Raw genomic sequence first — 25,562 nt, forward strand, 5'->3', positions numbered from 1 at the left:
GAGGACTTCGGCACGGTTTGTGTTATCCCTACCTGATTACCCATAATGATCAGCCACACCTCAATAATTTATCATGAATAAATTCAAGCAGTTACATAGTGGCGCACGTCTATTCTTTTGTAGGAGCCAATTTATTCGGCTCGGTTTTATGTTTTGGTTTAAATCTAAACCTCAGTAACAGCCAGCAAAGCTGGCCCGGCGAAGTCCTCTTTATCAAAGAGACGGCCGGCTACTTTGATAAAGAAGACTTCGGCAAGCCAGCATAGCTGGATAGGTTACATTCAAGACTGCCTGCTAAAGCGGCAGGCTACAAAATACCTATCGGCTGGGATGCCAGAGACAAAAACACCCCCGGCTCTTCAGCTCGGGGGTGTTTCTTATCGCGTACGGCTTAAAGCGTACCGCGGCCCGAAGGGCTGCTTACAAGTCGCGATTACGGTCTTCGAATTCTTTGATTTGTTTTTCAGCTTCGTCTTTACTGACACCGTACGCTTCTTGAATGCGCCCGGCTAGTTCTTGGCGTTTACCATTGATTTGATCCAGCTGATCGTCAGTTAACTTGCCCCACTGTGTTTGCACCTTGCCTTTAAATTGTTTCCAGTTACCTTCTGCAATATCCCAGTTCATAATAAGATCCTCAGATTAGGTTCAACATTTTAAATACGAGTGTTTTTATAGCAGTGTTTTATACCGATGTTCAGATAAATTGCCTGCAACGGCATGAGTAACAATAAGGTAGTCAGTAGCACTTTGCCAACACTTTAGTAACAACTCGGACTTATTCTGTCGCAGTAGATAATGGTATACTGGGTACGTTATTAGAAGACTGCGCATTAGCTTTGTCTTATCTATTTTTTTATTCCATTTATAATCAACTAACTCAACAACAAGCGGGAGCTTAACAATGCGTATTTTGCATACCATGCTACGAGTCGGTCACCTCGACAAGTCCATTGCCTTTTATACGGATGTAATGGGCATGAAGTTATTGCGCACCAGTGAGAACACCGAGTATAAATACACGCTGGCCTTTGTGGGCTACGGCAAAGAAGAAGATGAAGCGGTATTAGAGCTGACCTACAACTGGGATACCGACAGCTACGACCAAGGCACCGCCTATGGCCATATTGCCATTGAAGCCGACGATATCTTCGCCATGTGCGAGCAAATTCGTGCCGCCGGCGGCAAAGTGATCCGTGAGCCAGGCCCCGTCAAAGGCGGCAGCACGGTAATCGCCTTCGTCGAAGATCCTGACGGTTACAAGATTGAACTGATCGCCAAAGCAGACGCAGGAAAAGGCTTGGGGGAATAAGACACAGCGCCCGGCGCCCAGCACCAAGCGCCAAGGAAAACAAAAGGCGGTGTTTATCTTTGATGCCGTCTTCCTGAACTCGATTCAGGATCTCGCTTTAGGCTTTAAAACCAAAGAGTAGATACCGGAGCAAGTCGGTATGACGGCATAGGGCCAACAAAGAAGGGGCTATCTTTTAGCCGTCTTCCTGAGCTTGATTCAAGATCTCGGGTTTAGGCCTTAATGCATAACTGCGAGATACCGGAGCAAGTCCGGTAAGACGGCATAGGGCCAACAAAGAAGGGGCTATCTTTTAGCCGTCTTCCTGAACTTGATTCAGGATCTCGGGTTTAGGCCTTAATGCATAACTGCGAGATACCGGAGCAAGTCCGGTAAGACGGCATAGGGCCAACAAAGAAGGGGCTATCTTTTAGCCGTCTTCCTGAACTTGATTCAGGATCTCGGGTTTAGGCCTTAATGCATAACTGCGAGATACCGGAGCAAGTCCGATGTAAGACGGCATAGGAACGGTGTTCTTCTTTAACTTACGGCGTACAGCGTAAGACGCACAGCTCCCCGATGGGGTGATTACCGCGACGGCAAAATCACATCTTCAAACAGCTGGTCACGTTCTTCGGCGGTTTTTAAGGAAATGGCTTTATCGACGCGTTCTCGGGTGAGGTGCGGCGCGAAGCGCTCCATAAAGTCATACATATAACTGCGCAAGAAAGTGCCCTTGCGAAAGCCAATCTTAGTGGTGCTTGAAGAAAACAAATGGCTGGCATCAATGGCCACCAAATCTGCATCTTGAACGGCGTCCACCGCCATGTTGGCCAGCACCCCAATACCGATGCCTAAGCGCACATAGGTTTTGATCACATCTGCATCGGTGGCGGTAAACACCACCTTGGGCTCAAAGCCGGCCTTATTAAAGGCAATATCTAACTCAGAGCGACCGGTAAAACCAAACACATAGGTCACCAGCGAGTAATGGGCAATATCGGCAATACTTGGCTTTTCTATGTCCGCCAGCGGGTGACCTTTAGGCACTAAAATACAGCGATTCCAGTGATAACAAGGCAGCATGATCAAGTCTTGGTACAAGTGCATGGCTTCGGTGGCAATGGCAAAGTCTGAGGAGCCTTTAGCCACAGATTCGCTAATTTGCGTGGGCGTGCCTTGGTGCATATGCAAAGACACTTTGGGGTAGCGCTTAATGAAGCCTTGGATCACATGGGGCAGCGCATAGCGCGCTTGGGTATGCGTGGTCGAGATATTGAGCGAGCCCTGATCAGGATGGGTATGCTGGCTGGCGACGGCTTTAATGCTTTCAACTTTGCCCAAGATTTCGCTCGAAATACGAATAATATCAACGCCAGCCGGCGTGACTCTTGTAAGATGCTTACCGCTGCGCTCAAACACTTGTATGCCCAGCTCATCTTCAAGCATCCGCACTTGCTTACTAATACCGGGTTGCGAGGTAAACAAACTCTCGGCGGTGGCCGATACATTTAGGTTATTGTTGGCAACTTCAACTATGTAACGCAACTGCTGCAGTTTCATTAGGCATCTCACATTAGGTGGCGACAATCTGACTAATCTTACCAGATCCGAGAAAAATTTCCTCAGAGCGTCTTGTTAATAACTATAAGTTATATGGCAACTGCCTATAAAATCAACAAATCAGCCTATTAATTTGACACAAATTAGCCAAAACCCACCGACTGGGGTACCATTTATTTTTACCTCTCACCCTAACTGAGCCGCCGATTTATGATGTTGACCCTGATCCTCATAGCCATAGGCGCCCTGCTTTTTCTGGTCATTATTTACAATATGGTGCAGCAGTATTTAAATAAGCAAGAAGCAGAAAAACGCACCTTATTACTCAAACATAAAAACATCATCAACGAAACCGAAGAACTCCTGCAAAACGCCGGCCAGTTACCCTTTAGTAAAGCCATAGTGCTGACCTTATACCAACGTATTCTGTACAGCCTGCAGATCATGACGCAACAAGATCCCACTAATCTGCAAATAAAGACTCGCCGCATTAACATTGAGCAGCAGATCCAACACGTAAAAGAGCATTACCAAATGGAGCAAGCGGGCCTTAAATCTCCAGACTCGGATCAGCAAGCCATTCAAATGCTACAAATAGTAAAACGCCTGCGTGCCGTGCTGCGTATCGAGCACAATAGTGGCAAGGTAGGTAATCAAATTTTTGTGGTTGAAGACAGACGTTTAGAGTTAATCCGTTTAAAAATTAACCTGACCAATCTCGCCAAACGTGCGGGTGCAGCACTCGCGAATCGCGATAACAATACCGCACTGCAAATGCTGAAAAAGGGCCTGACCGTGCTGGATCAAACACCCGATAAAGATGAGCAGCTAAAGAGCATTGAAACCAGTATGCAGCAGCGCTTGGATGAGCTTACTAGCAGCCAAAAGCAGGTCGCACAAGAGCAAAAAATTCGAGAAGAAGAAAGTGAAAAGTCTGAACTCGACCAACTTTTTGAGCCGAAGAAAAAGTGGTAAACGCGTATGCCTAACTTAGATGACATCCTCACTAATCTGGATCATTTTTTAGCCGAGCTTGAACAAGGCATGCTGGATCACGGCTTAGCACTGCGCTTAGGCCCGATGGACCACGTCTGCGTGCGCGCCGCCACCAATCAAGAGTATCTCGACTTACGTGAGCGCTTAGCTCAATTTGGCGAAGCTTTAGTAGAAGGCATGATAGGCGGGCGCCCCATCATTACTTTTAAGCTCGCGCACCCCATTGCCAGCGCCTTTGGCCCTATTCCTTGCCTAGAGTTAGCCGCGCCCAAAGTCGGCAAACAACACACTCCGGGCTTAGAGCACAGCGAAATAGTGGTGCCCAGCCTCGAGCAGTTACTCCTCGATTACCCTTGGGTGCCCTTTAACCGTAGCGACTTAGCCAGCTCAGCCCCCGAGCTCAGCTTGAACATAGCGCCTTACCAAATCAAATTTCACTGCCAGAGCCTCGCCGACACCATAGCGACAGAAATTGCCCACCATCAGGTTGTTCCCGTGCCCGATGATTACTTTGAACAAAAGCGGTAAGCTTAACGCCGCACGCGGTCAGTTACAGCATTAAGAGACAGTGACTAAAGATATTTCTGCCACGGAACCCACGGACTAAGGGCAGCGATCAGCTAGTGACAGACACTAGAGATTTTTTGCCACGGAAGAACACGGAATCCACGGAATCCACGGAAGTAGAGCAAGAGCCTAAACCGTAAAAAGTGAAAGAGCGAGCTTATTGTAAGGTCTTAACCACTAAGAGGTTTATGCCTTTATTTTTAATCACTATTTTTCCGTGGATTCAGTGGATTCCGTGGCAAAAATAGCTCTTAGGCATACGGCTGTGTTTCTCGCGTACAGCTGCCCGCAGGGCCTAAAGGAACTTCAATTGACCGTTAAACAGCGCCAAGTATTTTATATTCACGGATTTGACCCCAGAGGCGCCAGGCATTATCACCAGCTTTACAGCTCTCAGTCAGCCCAGCAAGCTTCAGTCAATGGCTTACACATTGATGTATCGGCGCGCCAGCGCAATAGTAGCCATCATCATCAATGGCAGCTCAACACCGAGCACACTCACACCCAATACAACTACCTAGGGTGGGACGACATAGTGCGCCAGCATTGGGGTAAAGGCTGGCGACAAATTCTAAATGATCTCTATTACGTCAGCCTGGTGTACCTGCTTAGCGGCAACGTATTTACCTTTGCCAAAGCCTCTGTTAAACAAATGATGGCCGGTTTATACCCCATAATTTACATATTGCTGGGTACTGGCATCAGCCTGTTTGCCGCATTCTCTGGCGCCGACCTAATTAAAGCCGCCATGCTGCATGGGCCGGAACAATCCAATATGTTCTCGGGTATCAGCCTCATGCTCACCCAACAGGCACTACCCTGGCTGCTGGGCATGATCATTTTTGTATTGCTTATGCAGGGAGTAAAAAAACTGGGCGACAAGCTGGCTGCTTTTTGGCTGCTGCGTATTTATGCCTTTACCGCCAAGTGGGCCGGAGGCAAGGTACCCGCGCTTAACCAGCGCAGCACAGCGTTTGCCGAACAGATCACCAAGGCTATTCAAGACCCGAATAACGACGAGGTGGTGATTATTGGCCACAGCGTTGGCACCATTCTGGCAATGCCCACCATGGCCGCCGTATTGGCTGCCCTGCCCCATAACGTTGCCAACCGACACTATTTTGCCAACCATAGAGTGGTGCTGATCACTCTTGGCCAGTGCATACCCTTAATGAGCTTTCAGCCCAGCGCCAAAGATTTTAGAGAACATCTGCAACAACTGGGCCAAACGCCGCACCTAACCTGGCTCGACTACACAGCCCCCACAGACGGGGCCTGCTTTCCATTACTTGACCCTATCACCTCTTGCGGCTTAACGAGATCGCCCAACGCCGGCCCACAATTACTGTCGCCGCGGTTTTTTACGCTCTATAATGCTGCGCGTTACAAGAAATTACGTCGCGCTTGGTATACCATGCATTTTTTATATTTAATGGCCACCGACAAAACGGGCCCCTACGACTTTTTTGCCTTTACCGCCGGCCCAAAGCGAGTAGTTCGCCATATAAATACCCCTTCGGGGAGCCGTACGCTTTAAGCCGTAAGCCGTCAGTTAAAGACAAATGCTAAACCTAAGAGCGTAAGAGCTATTTTTGCCACGGAACCCACGGAAAAATGAAGATCTAAAACCCAAGATAACCCTCTTGAGGATACCTGATTACCCACAAAGCTCAGCCATGTTTCAGAGAACTCAGCACCAATGAATTCAATAGGTTACAGGTAGTCGCCGCCTCTTCGGTGAAGAATATGAGGCTCAGTTTGGTATTTCGACCTTGTAGGGGCCCGTCTCTTCGACGAAGAGGACTTCGGCCCGGTTTGGTGTTTGGGTTTAAATCTAAACCTCAGTAACAGCCAGCAGAGCTGGCCTGCCGAAGTCCTCTTTATTAAAGAGACGGGGCAGCTACAAAGAACAAACCGAAACAGGGTGCGTTATGGCTGAGTTTCATACGTAATCAGGTGAGGATAAGCCCTTACAAGAAGAAATATTTTTAAATATTTTAGGTTTTTGGTCTACTTCCGTGGATTCCGTGTTCTTCCGTGGCAAAAAAATATCTAGTGTCTGTCGCTGGCCTTAGTCCGTGGTAGAAATACTCTTGAACTTATTTTTAACTGAAAGCTGACGGCTTATAGCTCCCCGAAAGGGCTAGCCCTTACCATTAACATTATTTTTCGCTCTTATCCCAGCTTAATTTTTCCGTGGATTCCGTGTTCTTCCGTGGCAAAGAAGTCTTTCGTCTTTGTACTGTGTTTATCTTTAAGAGGAATTTTCATGCCCTGCCCCGTATTCCCTAAACCTGCGAAAAGCAAAGCGTCACTGTGGAAGGTATTTTTCACCAAACGTCATTCTTGGTTAGATGCCTTGTACGAGCGCAGCTACAGCATGAAGATGGGCGAATACAAACTGCCAGGATTTAGGTTGTATATGGTGAATCAACCCGACTTAGTGCGCAGGATCATGGTGCAAGACATTGCCAACTTCCCTAAAAATCAGCTGCTGGGCGAAATACTCGAGCCGTTATTGGGCGAAAGCATTTTCACCACTAATGGCGAACAGTGGCAAAAACAACGCAATATGCTGGATCCGGCCTTTAAGCATACTCGTGTCCAGCAAGTGTTTGGCTTAATGCAAGCCGCCGTTAATGACATGTCGGCCCGACTTACACAGCACCAGCCAGGGCAAGACATAGATCCTGAAATGACCTTTATTACCGCCGATATTATCTTTCGCACCATAATGTCTACTCAGCTCCAGCCCGCCCAAGCGGAACAGATCTTGGCGGCCTTCGTGCATTTTCAGGCCGAGTCTCCGAAGTTGGCACTGCTCAAAATGTTTCGTTTTCCGCAGTTTATGCAACGGGGCCGCAGCGAGCGTAAACGCATTAGCGCAGCCAAAGATATTCGCCGCGCCATAGAAGAGATAGTGACACCGCGCTATCAACAAGCTCAAGCCGCTCGCCAAGGCTGCCCGCAAAGCCAAACGGCGTTAGCTGAGCAACAAGATATTTTATCGTCTTTGTTGCAAGCCACCGATGGCGATACTCAAGCACCTTTTTCATTCAACGAAATTATTGACCAGATCTCCATGCTGTTTTTAGCAGGACACGAAACTACAGCTAGCTCATTAACTTGGTCTTTATATTTACTGGCGCTATATCCAGAGATACAACAACAGGCCCGCGCAGAAGTGCAAGCCGTATTGGCTGAACAAGATGATCAAGCGATGAGTGTGCAGGCTCTGCGCAAAATGATCTTGGTGCGCGACACCTTTCGTGAGGCCCTACGCCTATATCCACCAGTAGGCTTTTTATCCCGCGAGTGTACTCACGCCACCCAAATGCGTGACAAAAATATGCCTGCGGGCTCGTCGGTAATGATCTCGCCTTGGCTTATTCATCGTCATCAAGACTTTTGGGATAACCCTCATGGTTTCGACCCAGGCCGTTTCACTAGTAAGAATCTTAAGACACCGCTCAGTAAATCTTATTTGCCTTTTGGCGCCGGCCCACGAGTTTGCATAGGCGCCACTTTTGCTCAACAAGAAGCCAGCCTTATTTTGGCCACCATATTAAAAGACTATCATTTTGCCCTGGCCGACGGCTTTGTGCCCGAGCCTGTTGGTAAATTAACCATTCGCTCACAAAATGGTATGAGCATAGTGCTCACCCCCATTAACAAAACATAAGTAACATCTTGGGGAGCTATCAGCTGTAAGCTGTCAGATAAACAAAATAGCGCCCAGCTCCCAGCGCCAAGAAAAAATAAACCTAAAGACTTCTCGGCCACGGAAGAACACGGAATACACGGAAAAATAGAGATGTAAACCAAAACCAGATCTCTTAGTAGTTAAGACCTTACAAATAACAAGTATTTTATATTTTGCCCTACTTCCGTGGGTTCCGTGGGTTCCGTGGCAAAATTAGCTCTTAAAAACTAAGACTCATCGGCCACGGAAGAACACCCTATTTATGATGATAAGCACGAAAAACGCTTAGTGCCCCGAACTACTTAACCGTATTTACATAACGACAGAGACCAAGATAAATGAAAGAACGACTTGCCGGTTTTTTACTGATGTGTGCCGTGGTGCCACTGGCTATTTTAGGCTATCTGATTATTTGCTACGTGGGCTTTATCGGCAAAGTAGAGCGTGGGCGCAGCGGCGTGCGGGCGCTGGATCACTTTGTGAATGCTTCTGTACTTAACGGTTACGCTTGGGAGTCAGTTTCGTCCCACGCTTGGCGCGAACGAGACAACAAAAAATGGGCGCAATTCGTGATCTGGCTAACCAATAAATTTCAGCAAAATCATTGCCAACGCGCCAACAAACGCGAACAACCCCTAGTCGACCTAGTGCTACAAAAAGGCCTACATAAACAAACCATTAAAAACAGCGCCCCTACGGGGAGCCGTCAGCTTTAAGCTGTCAGCGATCAGCTACTAGTGACATCAAAACCTAAGAGCCTTTTTTGCCACGGAAGAACACGGAATCCACGGAAGGAGTGAAAAAATCTAAAGATAATAAATTATATTTGTAAGGTCTAACCCAATAAATATCGCTTTTGATGTAAGTCTTTATTTTTTCCGTGGATTCCGTGGATTCCGTGGCCGAATCGTCTTGGTCTCGATAGAGCTTGTGATGGTTAAGATCTTACCCCCCAATAACTGGGCACTTTTCCGCTCTTATCTCTATTTTTCCGTGGATTCCGTGTTCTTCCGTGGCAAAATGGTTTTAAATTTATGTTTAACTGACAGCTGTGTTTTGTGCTATTATCCCGCGCGCTACAAACGAATAGAAAAATAACCCCAGGTATGGACACTCAATATGAAATCGGTACTACTGCTTCAAGGTCCCCTGGGGCCGTTCTTTAAACATCTCTCGCAGTTTTTAAATACCAAAGATATTAACGTTCATAAAATAAACTTTAATGGCGGCGACACCTGCTGGCACTGCACCGGAACGACTGCCTTCTATACCGGCAGCTTGCCAGAGTGGCGCAATTACTTATCCAACTACATAAACACCCACAACATAGACACCCTATTTTGCTACAGTGACTGTCGCGAATATCATGCAGTGGCTCGCGAATATTGTCTAAAAAATAACATTCGCTTTTTTGTATTTGAAGAAGGTTATCTACGCCCACATTACATAACGCTAGAACAAAATGGCGTAAACGCGCACAGCCCTTGGTTTGGCAACCTAAGCAAACAACTGCCCAACGGCAGTACCGAGCACGTAAAACATAAGCTGGATATTAAACCCAACTTCAAACGTCGTATTTTTTACGCCATGCGTTATTACCTAAATTTACAGCTTGCTCGCCCAAAGTTTCGCCGTTATGTGCACCATCGCCATCGCCCCTATTGGCAAGAGGGTTTGGCTTGGTTAAAAGGCTGGTACACCAAATATACTCATATTGCTAAAGACGAAGCTCTACAACAACAGTTGATTAACAAACACTCAGGCCATATTCATTTGGTACCTTTGCAGGTCGCCGACGACTTTCAAATTCGTACTCACTCGGTTTTTAATGATGTTGCGGACTCAATCACCCATATAATAAATTCATTTGCTGCCTATGCGCCTAAGGATGACGTATTAGTATTTAAACATCACCCGATGGACCGGGGCTATACCCACTATCGTGAACAGATCAATAAACAAGCGGCAGAACTTGGCGTAAGCCAACGGGTCTTTTACGGCTTCGAATTATCGCTGCCCGACCTTTATCGCCACTGCAAAGGTCTGGTCACCGTTAACAGCACCGTTGGGCTATCAGCTCTGTTTCACCACGTGCCCACTATTACCTTGGGCAAAGCGCTATACGATATTCCCGGCCTTACCACCCAAGGCACCTTAGCCATGTTTTGGCGTTCACCACAACCGGTAGACGTGACGTTATTTAAACAACTGCGCGCATTTTTGCTACAGCACACCCAGCTTAATGGCAGCTTTTATTGTGAGCCACAAAAAACCTGTGAAAGCATCTGGCAGCACCTAGAGCAAAAAGCCGTGCCCGCCATTAAGCTAGCACCGTCGCTTATAGTCGTGCCTAAAACTCAACGCCACGTCGCAGACAAGAATAAAGACCAAGAAGTCGCATAACCCCTTCGGGGAGCTGTAAGCTTTAAGCCGTAAGCCTGTCTCTTAGTCACACCTGATTACGTATGAACCTCAGCCATAATGCACCCTGTTTAGGTTTGTTCTTTGTAGCTGCCAACTTGTTCGGCAGGCCAGCTTTGCTGGCTTTTTAAGGCCTAAACACAAAACCGAGCCGAATAAATTGGCTCCTACAAGAGCAAAACATAAAACCATGCTGAAGCCGTCCGTCTCTTCAGCGAAGAGGGCTTCGGCAGTCCTGCTAAGCGGGATAAAGGCCAGCTACAAGGTAAAAATACGTGGCTACAGCAGTACATCTGCCTACTTCATGTGTCTTATAAGGCAAGAAAAAGGTGTGATGAAGAGACAGGCCGTAAGCTGTCAGTTAAATAAGAACCGCAGCGGTACGTCTTACGCGATACGCTGTAAATTAAAGATTAACCGAAAAGTAATTCGCTTAACGCTAGTCAGTCCCACACGGCGGGATTTAACAAGCCATTTAGCTGCGCTGAGTATCTCTGCTAAAGCAGCGGCAGCAAGGGGCTATGTTTTCGCCCTTACCATTAACATTATTTTTCGCTTTTCTCAGCTTAATTTTTCCGTGGGTTCCGTGCTTCTCGTAACAAAAAAGCGTGGCAAAAAAGGTCTTTAGTTTTTAAGGGGCAAGCTGGTTGGCGGACAACGAAACCTACTACTAGTAGTGGTAGCGACACGAAATTATCGTAATTGCCTGCTCATCTACTGCATACACAAGTCTATTTGTATCATCGATACGTCGAGACCAAAAGCCAGATAGATGTTCCTTTAAAGGCTCCGGTTTACCAATGCCCTCAAATGGGGAACGCTTAACATCATTGATGAGTCTATTAATACGCTTTAGTGTTTTTTTGTCTTGGGTTTGCCAATACAAATAGTCACCCCAAGCATCGCCTGTCCACGACAATAAACGCTGACTACTACTCATCAATTAGCTCTCGTGCTGTCGTTTTTCCAGCACGATACTGCGCTATCGAACGGTTCAAGTGCTCTGCATTTTTAGGTGAGCGCAATAGATGAACTGTTTCCATTAGGCTGTTGTAGTAATCTAGCGACATTACAACTGCGTCTGCAGAGTCTCGACGTGTAATTATAGTTGTGTCTGCATCGTTCACGACACCATCCAAGACCGCTTTAAGACTATTTCTTGCTTCTGTAAAAGATACGATTCTCATAAGAACCTCCACATGTACAATTAATGGAACAAGTATAGCCTTACCAAATCAACCTGTACAGCTAAGCGGACATAGCCCCTTCGGGGAGCCGTAAGCCGTCAGTTCAAGATAAGAGCGTAAGAGCGTAAGAGCGTAAGAGCGTAAGAGCGTAAGAGCTATTTTTGCCACGGAAGAACACGGAACCCACGGAAAAGTGAAGAGCTGACCCAAAACATCATTTATGGTTAAGACCTTACAAATTAAGAATTTTTTAGATTTTGGTCTTCTTCCGTGGGTTCCGTGGCAAAATATGGTTTTATCTTTAACTTATGGCTTACCGCTTAAGTAATATTGCATAATTCATGTGAAGTCTGCAGCCAGTTTATCCCTTAGTGACTCAAGATTTTTCGCCACGTAAGAGCACCCTCTTTGTTTACGAGAGTCACGGACGAGTTCAAAAGCGACAAATGATAAAGATATAGAGGGTTAAGATCTTACCCCTTAATAGTTTGGCACTTTTCGCTCTTATCTCTATTTTTCCGTGGGTTCAGTGGGTTCCGTGGCAAGAATGGCTCTAGGCTTTAGCCTTCTCTGACGGCACCCCGAAGGGGGCGGTCATTAATTGCGCAATCAATCTTCTGAGCGTCGCGCTAATAACTACTAAGTGCTATCATTGCGCGATTTTTTAAAACTTACGTCTTGCAAATTGCAAAAGCCGTAATATAACTAGCGTTATATCAGCGTATTGGGAGCTGTAACCTAAGGGCGGTAGCGTGTCTTTTTTATAGTAATTTTACGCAGCCAATGTTAATAAATTGTTATAAAAAGAGTTCTTTCTTTACTGCTGTTTAAATATTCATTTAATGCAGCTTACTTGCTCAATATTTACATTAAAAAACCGATAGAGCGCATTACTTCATGCTGTTATCCAGAAAAAGAATACTTACCCCGCTGTTTGCACTAGTCATTTTGACTACCAGTGGCTGTGTCAGCCAGCACCAGAACAACGGCAACACCCAGCCTACTGTCGATAATGTTGCGCTCAGCCAATATCTAAACGCCAACACTGCCAGCGCCACCTTATTAAGCGAAAGCCCCTGGGGCAGCAATGTAGAAGTGCTTGCAGATCAAGCCTACTTTGCTGCCAGCGGCCGCCCCTGCCGCCAATTGCAAATAAGCCAGCCCAACGGAAACATCCAGCATCAAATCGCCTGCCAGCTTCCGTCCGGCGACTGGGCCATAACCCGCGACCCCAGAGAGCTTTAAGTTGTCAGTTAGTGACCAAGACGCGAGACTAAATATTTTTTGCCACGGAAGAACACGGAATCCACGGAAAAATGAAGAGCAAGGGCCACAAGTGACTATTTCTTGGTTAAGACCTTACTAATAAGATAGCCGTACGTTATACGCTGTACGCCGTAAGTTTAAAGAAAAACAGCGGTTTGTTTTAACGTATCGCGCACAACGTTAGACGTGCAGCGGCCCTTAAGCCCTTACCATTAATAGTTCTAGGTTTGGTTTTTTCAGATCTTATCCCTATTTTTCCGTGGGTTCCGTGGATTCCGTGGCAGATATGACCTTGTGTTTTTATTTTATACTTGGTTATCAAAAGGTTATCCGCTTAACACTGGCTTTAGGCCAAGAGAAATTGATGAGTAGCCCGATACTTAAACCTGTTATTTTTAAGTAGTTGATCACTTGCGCTTCTGATGAGGGGTGTAACCTAGTTTGCGCTTTTAGCTCCAGTAGCACTTTGTCTTCTACGATCAAATCTGCTCTGAACTCACCTACTTCCTGACCTTTGTAATGTACGATAAGTGGGGCCTCGTATTTAACTGCTAGGCCTTGGGTAATGAGCTCGTACATAAGAGCCTTTTGGTAAACATTTTCTAGTAGACCATGACCTAGCTGGCGGTATACCTCGAATACCGCACCGCGTATTTTGTAGGTCAATTCTTCTTCGTACATAAGAGCCTCCTTGCTCTTTAAGTTAACCACCACTGTGAGTGTAGAAGTAAGAGCAGCTTATGCCCTTAAAGCTATGAACAGAGACAGTAATTAAAGATATCTCTGCCACGGAATCCACGGAAAAGTTGAGATTTAAACCAAAACCACTGATCTCTTGGTGGTTAATAGCTTACTAATAAGAAATCCTGTTAGGTTCTGCCTTACCGGTCTTCTTCCGTGGGTTCCGTGGATTCCGTGGCAAAATATGGCTTTAGGTTTTGAACTTGCCTGTAGCCCATCAGCTACAGATAAACACTGCTTCAGCATAAAGACCGAGACTAAATATATTTTTGCCACGGAAGAACACGGAATCCACGGAAGAGTTCAAGGACAAGTGATAGAGCTTTTGATGGTTAAGATCTTACCCCTCAATAATTTGGCATTTTTCGCTCTGATCTCTATTTTTCCGTGGGTTCCGTGGATTCCGTGGCAAAAATGGTTTTAGGTTTTAACTTAGCGCTAAGCGCTCGTTCTCCCGCACACGATATAAAATTTGAGAAAAATTCATGTCCTTTCCTTTAAAACACTTAGCTAAGCGCGTCGGCTTACTTGCCTTGCTAGCCTTGCCTGTTGCCAGTGCGCAGGCGCAGCTTATTGGCGTGAGTGCCGGCGACTTGCCGGCTGAACAAAACAGCCGTTTTAACGGCCCTTCCGCCGCCGATCAAGCCAGCCAAAACAGTAATACTAACTGGAAAAATGGTCGCTATAGCCCAGTCGATAATCGCCAATCAGCAACAAATTCCGAGTTGCCCAGTTTTGGTAGTCAGCTATTCAACGGCGGCTTTAGCGGTGTGCGTGCCGATGGCTTAAATCCTGATTACGTTATCACCCCCGGCGACCAGGTCACCTTGCGGGTATGGGGTGCGGTAGACATAGACCGCGTATTGCCGGTAGACGCCCAAGGCAATATCTTTATCCCAGGCGTGGGCCCTATAAAGGTGCAAGGCATCAAACACGGCCAGCTTGATAGCAGAGTTCGCAGCGCTGTTAACTCGATTTACTCCAATAACGTAGAGGTGTACACCAACCTACAAGGCGTACAGCCGGTGTCGGTATTTGTAACCGGCTACGTGCAAAGCCCAGGCCGTTTTGCCGGTACTCCTAACGACTCGTTACTGTACTTTTTAGATCAGGCCGGTGGCATAGATGATGCTACGGGTAGCTATCGTGAAGTAAATGTTATTCGTAGCGGTCAGACTATAGCCACAGCCGATTTATACGATTTTTTAATCGACGGCACCCTGCCCCGCCCCCAATTTAAAGACGGTGACACCATAGTAGTGACCGAGCGCGGCCCTACAGTAACCGTAGAAGGTGACGTGGCCCGCGCTTACCGTTACGAGCTATATTCAGACACCATGACAGGCCAAGATATACAGCAGCTAGCCCGCTTAAAACCTAACGTAACCAATGTGCTGCTGCGCGGCGCTCGCACTACAGGCCCTATATCACAGTACTTAACACTACCTGAATTTGATCAACTACCGCTAAGCAACGGCGACCAAGTCACGTTCAGCAGCGACATGCGTGATAACACCATAGTGGTGCAGCTAGAAGGTAGCTACTTTGGCCCGTCGCGTTTTGCCCTGCCCCGCGATGCCCGTTTACATGAGTTGCTTAACGCCATTGCCGTGCCGCAAAACATGACAGACGTCACCAGCATTTCACTGACCCGCGTTAGCGTGGCCGAGCGTCAACAACAAGCACTCACCGAAAGTCTCGCCCGATTAGAAACCACCTATTTAGGCGCTTCTTCTTCTACCCCTGCCGAGGCAGAAATTCGCGTGCGCGAAGCCGAGCTAATTAGCCAGTTTATTGAGCGAGCCCGCAAAGTAGAACCTAACGGCCGCTTGGTGCTAGCCAATAATGGCCAGATCAGCGACATTCGCCTGCAAGACGGCGACACTATCACCATTCCGGAAAAGTCTGATTCGCTATTGATCAGCGGCGAAGTGTTAGTGCCGCAATCGGTAGTATTCAACGCCAAACGCAGCGCCAAAGACTACATACAAGGCGCCGGCGGCTTTACCGACCAGGCCAATACCAGCCGTATTTTAGTAGTGCGCCAAAATGGCGAAGTACGCGATGCCGACGACATAACCCTGCGCGCCGGTGATGAGATATTAGTATTGCCAAAAGCCCCCACCAAAAACTTGCAGCTAGCCAGTACCCTCACGCAAATTCTCTATCAAATAGCCATTGCCGCCAAAGTAGCGATAGATATTTAATGAGTACTCTACCAACACGTACTTCGTGGCAAGTCACCCGCAGCGTTTGGTACGCCATGTTTATGCGCGAAGCCGTATCGCGCACCATGGCTGACCGCCTTGGTTGGTTTTGGATGATATTCGAGCCGGTGGCCATGATCGCTATTATGGTGTTTATACGCAGCTTTATCAGCGGTAGTCATCGTCTTATTACAGGAGCAGATTTCATTCCTTGGATGATAGTGGGCATGATGGGCTTTTTTCTGGTGCGGGAAGGCATGACTCGTAGCATGGGGGCCATCAACGCCAACAAAGCACTGTTTACCTATCGCCAGGTACATCCGGTAGATACAGTACTCGTACGGGTTTTCTTGGATTGTATGTTACGCACCTTTATTTTTTTGCTATTTATAGTAGGTGGATTACTACTAGAACTGGATATTTTCCCGGATAACGCCATTTACGCTCTACTGGGTTGGTTGTCTTTATGGGGACTGGGGCTGGGGCTGGGGCTAGTGGTATCGGTAACTGCGACACTAATACCGGAAACCAGTAAAATTATTAGCATGATTTCATTACCCCTACTGATTATCTCCGGAGTTATATTTCCGCTGAATGTAATGCCTCATTATTTGCTAGAGTATTTAATGCTCAACCCCATTGCTCATGGGCTTGAACTCTTACGGTTAGGTTTTTTTAGCAGTTATAAAGTAGTGCATGGCACCAGCGAGACTTATCTTTGGCTATTTATTTTGGCCTTAAATGCATTAGGCCTGTTGATGCATGTGCGGTTTAAAGAACGGTTGAAAGCACAATGATAAAAATATCTAACCTTTACAAACGTTATAACAGTCGCGATGGCAGAGAAAACCGTTGGGTGCTAAAAGACATCAATCTTACTATTCCCAAAAATGTGAGCGTAGGTTTGGTTGGTCGTAACGGCGCAGGTAAAAGCACCCTGCTTAGACTTATTGCCGGAATGGACAACCCAGAGCGCGGTTCGGTTGAACGTCATTGCCGCGTATCTTGGCCCATTGGTCTGTCGGGCGGTTTTCAAGGTTCAATGACCGGTCGCCAAAACGTAAAATTTGTGGCGCGAATGCAAGGTGGCGGCTTTAACGTACAACGCATTATCGACTATGTAGAAGACTTTGCCGAGCTGGGTAGCGCCTTTGACCGCCCAATAAAAACTTATTCCTCCGGCATGCGGGCAAGGCTAAATTTTGGCCTTTCTCTGGCTTTTGATTTTGATGTGTATTTATCAGACGAAGCTACTGCTGTAGGAGATAAACACTTTCGAGAAAAAGCCAGCAAAACGTTTAAAGACAAAGTAGGCCAGTCCAGCTTGATTATGGTCGCTCATGGTGAAGCTATCTTGAAGGATCTTTGCCAGGCCGGCATTTATCTTAAAGATGGTCAGGCCCACTGGTTTGACGACATCAACGACGCCCTCGCCACCTACCACCAAGAAACTGCCCCGAAGGGCTAAGCCCTTTCGGGAGCTGTACGCAACCCCTTCGGGGAGCCGTAAGCTTTAAGCTGTCAGCTGTAAGTAACACACCCGTGTCTGCGGAATAAATGCACCATGTAGCTGCCGCTTTAGCTGGCAGCCTCTGCGAAGCAGAGAAAAGACAAACAAGCACAACACAAACACTACAAACAACACCGTTCGGCTTAAAGCTGACAGCTTACCGCTTACAGCTGCGGCCAAAGAAAAATTCTCAACTTTCATTAAACCCCGAGATCTCATGAAACACTTCGTTAAACGAAACCCACATTGGGCCGTTGCCCTTATAGCTATTGTTGCCGTGGCCTTTTACTGGTTTGCTTGGGCTAGCGACCGATACGTTTCTCGTGCCACCGTAGTACTAGAAAGCCCACAAATTGCCGCGCCTGAATTTAGCTTTTCTAGTTTAATAAAAGGTGCTGGCGGCCATGGCGATTTATTATTACTACGCGAACATCTGCTGTCGGTAGATATGCTGAAAAAAGTGCAAGCCGAGCTGCCCTTTCGTGAACACTACAGCGAAAACGGCGACTTATTCTCTAGGTTATGGAACGCCAATTCCCCGATAGAAAAGCTGCACAAGTACTATCAAAAACGCGTTAGCATAGAGCTGGATGACTATGCTGGTGTGCTTAACATTACCGTTGAAGCCTTTGAACCCGAGTTTGCCCATCAGCTCTCGCAACTGCTACTGAACGCCGGCGAAGCCCATATGAATGACATGGGACAACGCCTGGCAGAAGAACAGGTACGCTTTTTAGAGCGCCAAGTTGATAGATTAGAAAGCCGACTAGATGAAACCCGCGGCGCCTTGCTAGATTACCAAAACCAGCATGGCTTGATTTCACCTATTCATACCGCAGAAGCACTAAACCAGGTAGTTGGTGCGTTAGAAGGCGAGCTAGCTCGTATGCAAGCCCGATACAGCGCGGCGCAAAGCTACCAAAGCACCCGATCGGCAGAACTAGTACAAATAAAAAGCCATATTAATGCGTTACAAAAACAAATCGGCAAAGAACAAAACCGCCTAGCGCAAGAAACAGGCAATGCCCTTAACCGTGTGTCAGCCGACTATCAAACTCTAGAATTAAAAGCTCAATTCGCCCTACAGACCTACTCTAGCGCCTTGGCCGCATTAGAAAACACCCGCATAGAAGCCGCTCGCAAGCTCAAGCAGGTCAGCGTGCTGCAAAGCCCGTTGCTGCCAGAATACGCTACCAAACCAGATCGGCTCTACAACGCTAGCGTATTTGCCATTATCACCCTATTTCTGGCCTTTATTGCCAATATGATTGTGTTAATAATTCGCGACCATAGAGACTAAACCCCGAGAAAAAATACAATGAGCTGCAATAGACCACAAAAAAGGCACGAACGAACCAGTGTAAAAAAAGGCACTCTCTTACTATGGGGCTTATGGGCACTTCGTTATTGCTGTAGAACCGCTTTTTTACGAAAAAAATATCATAAGATTATTATTCATCTCGTTAAAAAAACTAAGTTATTTGATACATCTTGGTATATGGATAACAACCCGGACTTACAGCAATCTGGCATATCCTCCCTACAACATTATGTGGCTTATGGTGACAAAGAAGGTCGCTGTCCTATGCCCTTGTTCAATCCCCACTTTTATAAATCCAGAGCCAAGAGCAAAACCAAGCACATCAATAGCCTGCTGCATTACGCTTGGATAGGTCGCTATTTTAAACTTTCGCCCAGCAGCCTGTTTGATCTTCATTATTACCTTGGTCAAAACAAGGATGTGGCCCGCAAAGGTATGGAGCCGCTTTATCATTATATGAAATATGGCGGGCTTGAAGGACGCTCACCTAATCCTCAGTTTGATGGCAGCTGGTACATACAACATAATCCAGAAGTACGCATTGCGCGTATCAACCCGCTAATTCACTATCTGCAACATGGTCAATATGCCGGCTTACCAACACGTAACGGCAACACTTGGCAACCCTGTACTACAGAACAGCCCGTTCACTCAGACAATCTTGAACAACTACAGCCCCTGGTAGTAACAGGTGAACCACAAATAGATATCGTACTTCCTGTATATAAAGACCAAGAACTAACCCTACGCTGCATTGCCAGCGTTCTAAAAGCACAGTACACGACGCCTTGCGAGTTGATTGTCATAAACGATGCCAGCCCCGAGCCTGAGTTAAGTGCCGAGTTGCAGCGTATGGCAACAAAAGGGCTGTTCACCTTGGTAGAAAACTCATGCAACTTGGGTTTTGTACAAACAGTTAATCGTGGTATGCGCTTGCACTTAGACCGTGATGTAGTACTGCTTAATTCAGATACCGAAGTTTATGGCAACTGGTTGGACCGGCTGCATAAGGTTGCTTGGAGACATGAAAAAAATGCAACTGTTACTCCATTATCAAATAATGCAACCATTTGTAGCTATCCCAGATTTTTGCATGATAATCCTTTCCCACTAGAAACTCCCTATGCAGTGCTTGATCAGCTGGCAGCAAAGCATAATGCAGGACTAGAAGCTCAAGCCCCAACTGGCGTGGGGTTTTGTATGTATATACGCCGCGATGCAATGCAAAAAATAGGCTTATTTGATGAGCAAGCATTTGGCAAAGGCTACGGTGAAGAAAATGATTTTTGCCAACGCGCCCTTCAACAAGGCTGGCGTAATATTATAGCGGCAGACGTGTTTGTCCGACATCTTGGCGGCGCTTCTTTTCAAGATGAAAAAGCTAACCGCGTCGCCCATGCTTTAGACGTTTTGAAAGAACGTTACCCTGATTATCAGCAACAGGTGAATACATTCATTCAACACAATCCACTTATGCAGGCCAGACAGAATCTGGATTTCGCGCGCTTACAGCAATATGTTTGCACAGAGAACATATTAATGGTCTGCCACAGTCGAGGCGGTGGTGCAGAGCGTCACTTGCAAGAAGATACTCAATATTGGCTTAAACAAGGTAAAGGCGTGTTCTATCTGCGCCCAGAACGTGGCAGACCAACACATGTAAGGCTAGGCCACCCCGCCTGCAGGCAATTACTGAATCAACCGTGTTTTGAACTCGGCAATATAAAAGAATTGGCGAAAATTTTAAAACAACTGCGTATTACCTGCATCAATACTCATGGCATGGTTGATTTTACTGAACACGCGCCCCTTCACTTAAAAGAGCTTGCTGCAACACTTAGCATCCCTATTCATATAGATATACATGACTACAAGGTGATCTGCCCTCGTATAAATCTGGCGGATGAACAAGGCCGTTATTGTGGCGAACCTGATGATAGCCAGTGCAATCAATGTCTGGAAACACGTGGTAACGACTTTGGGGTTAAAGATATTCGACAATGGCGCGAGAATCATTCTCAAATATTAGAGCAAGCTGAAAAAATATGGGTGCCAGATCAAGATGTGGCAGAACGTTTATCACACTACTACCCAGATGTAACCTATAGCGTTGCGCCCCATGATTCACTGCAACCCACCCCCTTGCAAACACCATACAACCGTGCAGCTAATCAAGCGCTGCATATTGTAGTGATCGGCGCTATCGGTAAACTTAAAGGCTATACGGTGCTACTGGAATGTGCTCGTTATGCACGTAAACACAAGCAGCCACTAAAATTCTCGGTATTGGGCTACACCATGAACGACACCGAATTATCAACATATAATGTAGACGTTACGGGTCAATACCATGAAAGTGAAGCTCTTGAAAAGCTAAGCACCTTGCAGCCGGACCTTATCTGGCTACCCTCTACTTGGCCGGAAACATACAGCTATACCTTGTCTATAGCACTGCAAGCCGGTAGACCGATTGCAGCATTTGATATGGGCGCGATTGCAACACGCTTACGTCAACTTGATCGTGCGCAACATTTATTGCCATTACAATTAGCTGACTCTCCCCAAGCCGTTAATCAGCATTTTTTAGATTTAACTAAATCATTGTCAGAAAAGAATCAACTAAAGCTTCAGGGAATATATGAAACAATTAATTAAAAATACCAACAAGCTAGTAAAAAAAATAAGATCAAAACCTGAAATCGAGGGCTTTGTAGAGCTATTCAGCCATGAAAAAATAGAAGGTTGGGCTATTCACAAAAGAAAAAAGCCGCTCAACTTAGAACTAAAAATAAAAGAAAATGTGTACCCTCTTACACCCATATGGCAACAAAGAGATGATGTATCTGCCAAATATGGCTTTGACTATAACGGTGCCGGATTTACAATAGAACTTCCGGGAACAGTTAAGAATAAGTTGGCGCATGAACAACTTCAGCAAGACGATATTCAGCTCAAAGTCAATAATACAGTAATACGAATTGCGACTGATATACCGAGGATAACAAAAAAATTAGAAGCAACTTCTGAGCTTGAACAACAACCAACAATCAAGCCATCTAGACCAACAGACAATACACTTATCGCTCAAGGCAAGCATGGTAAAGCGCTTGGCTACGTATATAGTGTTGAGAATTTTATAATTTACGGCACCTTACTGGATACTACCTCTCCTCACCCCATTGAAGTAACGGTGAACGATGTTATTCAGAGTTTTACCATACTTTATACTCCCATCATCCTCGACAGTCTCGATTTAGCAGAAGCCAAAGGCCAAGCAAAAAACTTTGAAATCGAGCTACCCGGTTACCTATGGGAAGAAATAACGGCAAACAGCAATAGCTTGAAAATAAACCTGGTATTTGAGCAAGCCATTTCACCGATAGAGCTGACGATAGATGAAAAATCTGCCAGTTCATGGCTGCATCAGATAAGCAATATGCCGGAAGTTCAGCACAAACAATACTTGTCATTGCTGGCAATTGAGCACCTGCGTTTTTCGATGCTACGCGACACAATCGATTTACGTACCAAAGCCTATTATCAACAGTTTGCAGAAAAAATGCAGCTGGAAGACTTCCTACAAAAAAACAAAAATAAAACTACAGCCGATATAACGCCTGTAGAATATCATGTTGATATCAGCACTCAGTTACTGTGGAAAGCGCAGAAAACCCTTAACCAGCTTCTGCTGCAAGATGTAAAACCGGTTTATGACTGCGTTTTACAAGTCATCAGATCTCAAAAGTTGGTCGGCAGCGTAAAAAAACAATTTATACAATCCATTATTCCATTGCTAGCTAAAAAAAATGAATTAATCAAACTAAAACAAATTATCAACTTCCAGGAATTTTATTCATTGGACCACGCTGACAATGCTTGGCCTATCTCTCTTTCTATTGCCCCGCTCGTCGCCGATAAGCAAATTAATCGAGCAGCCGATGCCTTGTGGCGACTAGCTAAAAACCCCAACAGTGGCTGGCTGAATACAGAGTGCATTTTCTTTGCTGTGCAATTTGCTCAGGAACTGGAAGAACACGGTGACATCGCACAAGCCGAAGCAGAAAAGCTGCGATATGCCTTTGTAGGCTTGTTGGATAGCCTGCACGGAGAATGGTTCTCGCGCCTGCACGATGCCCTTTTACAACAAGCAATGGTCACCTTGCTGCAAAAACTGTATCTGATGACCGACTATCAGCGCCAGGATGTGTTAAAGGCAGCTCTTCGCCACTATGGGTTATCACCGAGTTTCTGGCAGCTGATTGAAACTGCTAATTTGCAGACACTGAACAGCTCACTGTTTCAGCGAGCGCAGCAGCACTGGCACACGGTACATAACGCCTTTAGCAACACGCCGGCATTACCACAAACCTTTATGGTTGTGCATAAAGCGCTGAACTTCTTTCAGCTGCAAGATAATCCGGAAGCCACTTATTTCCGACGAGAACTGCTGGCTAACCTGTTACCGCTTGATGGTATTGACCAAGAACAGCTGCTGGAGGTGCTCAACGACTCCATAGGTGATGACATGATGGAAGCGGTGCGCTATGCCGCACACCCATTGATTAATGATCAAACCGCTACCTCGTTGTTAACCCAACACAGTACTGAGATCAGCAGCGCACTGCGCCTGAATACTGAACGTGCCAGCAGTGTCAACCATGTAGCACAATGTGCAGCCGCCAATGCATTGCAAGCCAGTAACCTGCAGCTAAATCGGCTAGTGCCTATTCACAACTGGCCTGCCATGTTCCTCAGTGTAGATGTACTCACAAGCCGGTTACTGCAAGAGCCCGATTTGATCGAGCAGTGTTTGCCACAACTCAATGATTATTTTCAGCACATTATTGCTCAAAACAAATCCGATTTTTATCTGCCGGCCCCCGCTTGTACTGCCTTGGCTAACCTGCAGGTACTGAAACATAACAGTCTGATCAAGCATTGGCTGGCAGACATAGAGCAACTACTCACGCATAAATTTGGCGTTCTGCATGAGCCGCTGTTTAAGGCCCGTCAGACACAAAAAACCATACTGCCATTAACCCAGCCCGGCTGGCCACAAGATACCCTGGTGGTGATCTACTCCTGCCGTGCCTATCTGGATAGCCGAATTAAAGCCATTCGAGAAACCTGGATCAAAGATCTGCAGGCGCGCAATATTCCCTATGTGATCCTGGTTGGCGATGGTGATGACCAGCTGCACGACGATGTGCTGGCATTGGATGTATCCGATACCTACGAAGATCTGCCGCAAAAAACCCTGAAGTTGTTTGACTGGGTATATAACAATACCCAGGCACAGTATGTGTTGAAAATAGATGACGACTGCTACCTGGATGTAGACCGCTACTTTAACAGCCTGACCTATCGCAAACACCATTATTATGGTCGGGTGATTCACCGCGGAATCGGTGGCATGGACAGAACCTGGCATCATGCCAAGTCAAAAACGTTGCGTGCGCAAAAGGCGATCGATAAATCACCAGAGCCATCTCTCTATGCCGATGGCGGCGGCGGTTACACCCTGTCGCGTATCGCCATGGCAGCTCTGATTAACAACGCCAACAGCTTGATCGGCGAACGGTTGATTGCCAACTCCTTTATGGAAGACAAACTGGTCGGCGACCTGTTGGCTATCAGCCATATTCAGCCTAGTAATGAAGACTACGAGTGCTACCAACGGCGCAGAACCTTTGGTGCCGCCACGACTGTGGGAATACGCGAAAATCTTTTCTACTCTAATGAGATAACACCTACAGTAGTCACTCATTTGGATACTGATAAAGACCAATCTTTTGCTGAAGAGATCATGAAAGGGAAAGCTTTCTGGCCCAAAAAGATATGGCCAACCGGTTGGGCGGCATCTATCCGTGAGAATGCGAATCAACTTGAATTATTAACTGATATAAATAAGCTAAAAGCACTAGCTCAAGAAAAATTTTTCGTCGTTGCCGCCATGCGTAACGAAATGATTATGTTGCCACATTTCCTTAAGCACTATCGCGAACTGGGTGTGAAAGTGTTTATTATTTCTGACAACTGCTCGGATGATGGCACCCGTGAATATCTACTACAGCAGCAAGATGTAATACTATATTCTGCCGATACCGAATATAAACACTCTCACTACGGTGTTGCCTGGCAACAAGCCATGCTGGCCAACCATTGTGTGGGTAAATGGGCGCTAATAGCAGACGCGGACGAGCTGCTGATGTATCCTGATTATCAAAATACGTCACTGCCAGCTTTTGTCGCCCGCGCCGAAGAGCAAGGGGCAGACTGCATCCGCACCGATATGATTGACATGTATCCCTTTGGCAACTTGAGCGAGGCTGACTTTACCAATAATTCGCCTTTTGAGGTGGCAAATTGGCATGACAAAGAGCCATTAAAAGAGTGGCATATAGGTAGCGGCTATTACTCAAATCGTATCAGTTCAGTCAGTACTTTAAGACATCGATTGGATGTCAATGCAGAACCGAATGCATTCACATCTCAAAAGTATGCATTAGTTAAATACCGGCCTTGGATCAGAGTCTCGCAAGGTATTCATGACATTGCTGGAATCCAATTGCATAGCATCTCAACTTGGTTCGCACATTTTAAATATCACTCAGGATTTAAAGAAAAAATTGAAGAAGAAATCAAGCGAAAACAGCATTATGATGGCGCCAAAGAATATCAGCGCTATGCCAGTATGTTAGCTGAAGTCAAAGGTGACTTTGGCAATAAAAATGAATCTATAAAATTCAACAAATAAAGCAATAAACGCCGTTATAACAAAACTAATTT

At 46.2% G+C, this 25,562-nt stretch carries 19 protein-coding genes; 14 read left to right on the forward strand and 5 right to left on the reverse strand.

All coding sequences use genetic code 11. The annotated features are described in order from the left end of the window. Positions 1-420 precede the first annotated feature (420 nt). Entirely contained in the window at positions 421-627 is a 207-nt protein-coding gene (locus tag R0134_RS08695; protein ID WP_087034484.1) for a CsbD family protein, read from the reverse strand. Between the two features lie 277 nt (positions 628-904). On the opposite strand from R0134_RS08695, the gene gloA reads away from it, so the two are divergent. Further along, entirely contained in the window at positions 905-1,312 is a 408-nt protein-coding gene (gloA, locus tag R0134_RS08700; protein ID WP_319781486.1) for a lactoylglutathione lyase, read from the forward strand. Positions 1,313-1,879: 567 nt separating this feature from the next. Here gloA and cysB read toward each other — a convergent pair. Then, positions 1,880-2,854, reverse strand: coding sequence for an HTH-type transcriptional regulator CysB (gene cysB / locus R0134_RS08705; protein ID WP_319781487.1), 975 nt, complete (start codon positions 2,852-2,854; stop codon positions 1,880-1,882). 210 nt (positions 2,855-3,064) lie between these two features. Between cysB and R0134_RS08710 the strand changes: the two genes are divergently transcribed. From R0134_RS08710 to R0134_RS08735, 6 genes are all read left to right on the forward strand, one after another. Then, positions 3,065-3,829: a DNA repair ATPase gene (locus tag R0134_RS08710; protein ID WP_319781488.1), complete on the forward strand. Its 765-nt coding sequence runs from the start codon at positions 3,065-3,067 to the stop codon at positions 3,827-3,829. Positions 3,830-3,835: 6 nt separating this feature from the next. After that, the gene (locus tag R0134_RS08715; RefSeq protein WP_319781489.1) at positions 3,836-4,378 is read left to right on the forward strand and encodes a VOC family protein; all 543 of its coding nucleotides are present in this window, start codon (positions 3,836-3,838) and stop codon (positions 4,376-4,378) included. 349 nt (positions 4,379-4,727) lie between these two features. Next, positions 4,728-5,954, forward strand: coding sequence for a hypothetical protein (locus tag R0134_RS08720; protein ID WP_319781490.1), 1,227 nt, complete (start codon positions 4,728-4,730; stop codon positions 5,952-5,954). A 732-nt stretch (positions 5,955-6,686) separates the two neighbouring features. Beyond that, positions 6,687-8,099 carry a cytochrome P450 gene (locus R0134_RS08725; RefSeq protein ID WP_319781492.1) on the forward strand — a complete coding sequence of 471 codons (1,413 nt, stop codon included), beginning with the start codon at positions 6,687-6,689 and terminating at the stop codon, positions 8,097-8,099. Between the two features lie 359 nt (positions 8,100-8,458). Beyond that, positions 8,459-8,836 carry a hypothetical protein gene (locus tag R0134_RS08730; RefSeq protein WP_319781493.1) on the forward strand — a complete coding sequence of 126 codons (378 nt, stop codon included), beginning with the start codon at positions 8,459-8,461 and terminating at the stop codon, positions 8,834-8,836. A 403-nt stretch (positions 8,837-9,239) separates the two neighbouring features. After that, complete coding sequence (locus R0134_RS08735) at positions 9,240-10,523, forward strand: capsular biosynthesis protein (RefSeq protein ID WP_319781494.1); 1,284 nt, start codon at positions 9,240-9,242, stop codon at positions 10,521-10,523. A gap of 688 nt (positions 10,524-11,211) precedes the next feature. On the opposite strand, the gene R0134_RS08740 is transcribed toward R0134_RS08735, so the two are convergent. Together R0134_RS08740 and R0134_RS08745 are read right to left on the reverse strand one after the other, a co-directional pair. After that, positions 11,212-11,481 (reverse strand): Txe/YoeB family addiction module toxin, encoded by a 270-nt coding sequence (locus tag R0134_RS08740; protein WP_319781495.1) that lies wholly within the window; start codon positions 11,479-11,481, stop codon positions 11,212-11,214. Then, entirely contained in the window at positions 11,474-11,728 is a 255-nt protein-coding gene (locus R0134_RS08745) for a type II toxin-antitoxin system prevent-host-death family antitoxin (RefSeq protein ID WP_319781497.1), read from the reverse strand. The genes R0134_RS08740 and R0134_RS08745 overlap by 8 nt, the downstream gene beginning before the upstream one ends. Before the next feature lie 897 nt (positions 11,729-12,625). Between R0134_RS08745 and R0134_RS08750 the strand changes: the two genes are divergently transcribed. Continuing rightward, the gene (locus tag R0134_RS08750; RefSeq protein ID WP_319781498.1) at positions 12,626-12,973 is read left to right on the forward strand and encodes a DVU3141 family protein; all 348 of its coding nucleotides are present in this window, start codon (positions 12,626-12,628) and stop codon (positions 12,971-12,973) included. Between the two features lie 339 nt (positions 12,974-13,312). On the opposite strand, the gene R0134_RS08755 is transcribed toward R0134_RS08750, so the two are convergent. Beyond that, entirely contained in the window at positions 13,313-13,675 is a 363-nt protein-coding gene (locus R0134_RS08755) for a GxxExxY protein (protein WP_319781500.1), read from the reverse strand. A 545-nt stretch (positions 13,676-14,220) separates the two neighbouring features. Between R0134_RS08755 and R0134_RS08760 the strand changes: the two genes are divergently transcribed. The 6 genes from R0134_RS08760 (at position 14,221) to R0134_RS08785 (ending at position 25,530) form a co-directional block, all read left to right on the forward strand. Next, positions 14,221-15,942, forward strand: coding sequence for a polysaccharide biosynthesis/export family protein (locus tag R0134_RS08760; protein WP_319781501.1), 1,722 nt, complete (start codon positions 14,221-14,223; stop codon positions 15,940-15,942). Beyond that, positions 15,942-16,739, forward strand: coding sequence for an ABC transporter permease (locus R0134_RS08765; protein ID WP_319781502.1), 798 nt, complete (start codon positions 15,942-15,944; stop codon positions 16,737-16,739). Before R0134_RS08760 ends, R0134_RS08765 begins: the two co-directional genes overlap by 1 nt. Next, positions 16,736-17,410, forward strand: a complete 675-nt coding sequence (locus R0134_RS08770; RefSeq protein WP_319781503.1) for an ABC transporter ATP-binding protein — start codon at positions 16,736-16,738, stop codon at positions 17,408-17,410. The genes R0134_RS08765 and R0134_RS08770 overlap by 4 nt, the downstream gene beginning before the upstream one ends. Positions 17,411-17,669: 259 nt before the next feature. Then, complete coding sequence (locus R0134_RS08775; RefSeq protein WP_319781504.1) at positions 17,670-18,752, forward strand: chain-length determining protein; 1,083 nt, start codon at positions 17,670-17,672, stop codon at positions 18,750-18,752. Between the two features lie 18 nt (positions 18,753-18,770). Continuing rightward, positions 18,771-21,428 (forward strand): glycosyltransferase, encoded by a 2,658-nt coding sequence (locus R0134_RS08780; protein ID WP_319781505.1) that lies wholly within the window; start codon positions 18,771-18,773, stop codon positions 21,426-21,428. Continuing rightward, positions 21,412-25,530, forward strand: coding sequence for a glycosyltransferase family 2 protein (locus R0134_RS08785; protein ID WP_319781506.1), 4,119 nt, complete (start codon positions 21,412-21,414; stop codon positions 25,528-25,530). Before R0134_RS08780 ends, R0134_RS08785 begins: the two co-directional genes overlap by 17 nt. Positions 25,531-25,562 lie beyond the last annotated feature (32 nt).

The organism is Oceanisphaera sp. IT1-181 (assembly GCF_033807535.1).
Classification (GTDB): Bacteria; Pseudomonadota; Gammaproteobacteria; order Enterobacterales; family Aeromonadaceae; genus Oceanimonas.

Coding starts and splice junctions, on each gene's coding strand:
- R0134_RS08695 (WP_087034484.1), bottom strand. CDS start 627: ATGAACTGGGATATTGCAGAAGGTAACTGGAAACAATTTAAAGGCAAG.
- gloA (WP_319781486.1), top strand. CDS start 905: ATGCGTATTTTGCATACCATGCTACGAGTCGGTCACCTCGACAAGTCC.
- cysB (WP_319781487.1), bottom strand. CDS start 2,854: ATGAAACTGCAGCAGTTGCGTTACATAGTTGAAGTTGCCAACAATAAC.
- R0134_RS08710 (WP_319781488.1), top strand. CDS start 3,065: ATGATGTTGACCCTGATCCTCATAGCCATAGGCGCCCTGCTTTTTCTG.
- R0134_RS08715 (WP_319781489.1), top strand. CDS start 3,836: ATGCCTAACTTAGATGACATCCTCACTAATCTGGATCATTTTTTAGCC.
- R0134_RS08725 (WP_319781492.1), top strand. CDS start 6,687: ATGCCCTGCCCCGTATTCCCTAAACCTGCGAAAAGCAAAGCGTCACTG.
- R0134_RS08730 (WP_319781493.1), top strand. CDS start 8,459: ATGAAAGAACGACTTGCCGGTTTTTTACTGATGTGTGCCGTGGTGCCA.
- R0134_RS08735 (WP_319781494.1), top strand. CDS start 9,240: ATGAAATCGGTACTACTGCTTCAAGGTCCCCTGGGGCCGTTCTTTAAA.
- R0134_RS08740 (WP_319781495.1), bottom strand. CDS start 11,481: ATGAGTAGTAGTCAGCGTTTATTGTCGTGGACAGGCGATGCTTGGGGT.
- R0134_RS08745 (WP_319781497.1), bottom strand. CDS start 11,728: ATGAGAATCGTATCTTTTACAGAAGCAAGAAATAGTCTTAAAGCGGTC.
- R0134_RS08750 (WP_319781498.1), top strand. CDS start 12,626: ATGCTGTTATCCAGAAAAAGAATACTTACCCCGCTGTTTGCACTAGTC.
- R0134_RS08755 (WP_319781500.1), bottom strand. CDS start 13,675: ATGTACGAAGAAGAATTGACCTACAAAATACGCGGTGCGGTATTCGAG.
- R0134_RS08760 (WP_319781501.1), top strand. CDS start 14,221: ATGTCCTTTCCTTTAAAACACTTAGCTAAGCGCGTCGGCTTACTTGCC.
- R0134_RS08765 (WP_319781502.1), top strand. CDS start 15,942: ATGAGTACTCTACCAACACGTACTTCGTGGCAAGTCACCCGCAGCGTT.
- R0134_RS08770 (WP_319781503.1), top strand. CDS start 16,736: ATGATAAAAATATCTAACCTTTACAAACGTTATAACAGTCGCGATGGC.
- R0134_RS08775 (WP_319781504.1), top strand. CDS start 17,670: ATGAAACACTTCGTTAAACGAAACCCACATTGGGCCGTTGCCCTTATA.
- R0134_RS08780 (WP_319781505.1), top strand. CDS start 18,771: ATGAGCTGCAATAGACCACAAAAAAGGCACGAACGAACCAGTGTAAAA.
- R0134_RS08785 (WP_319781506.1), top strand. CDS start 21,412: ATGAAACAATTAATTAAAAATACCAACAAGCTAGTAAAAAAAATAAGA.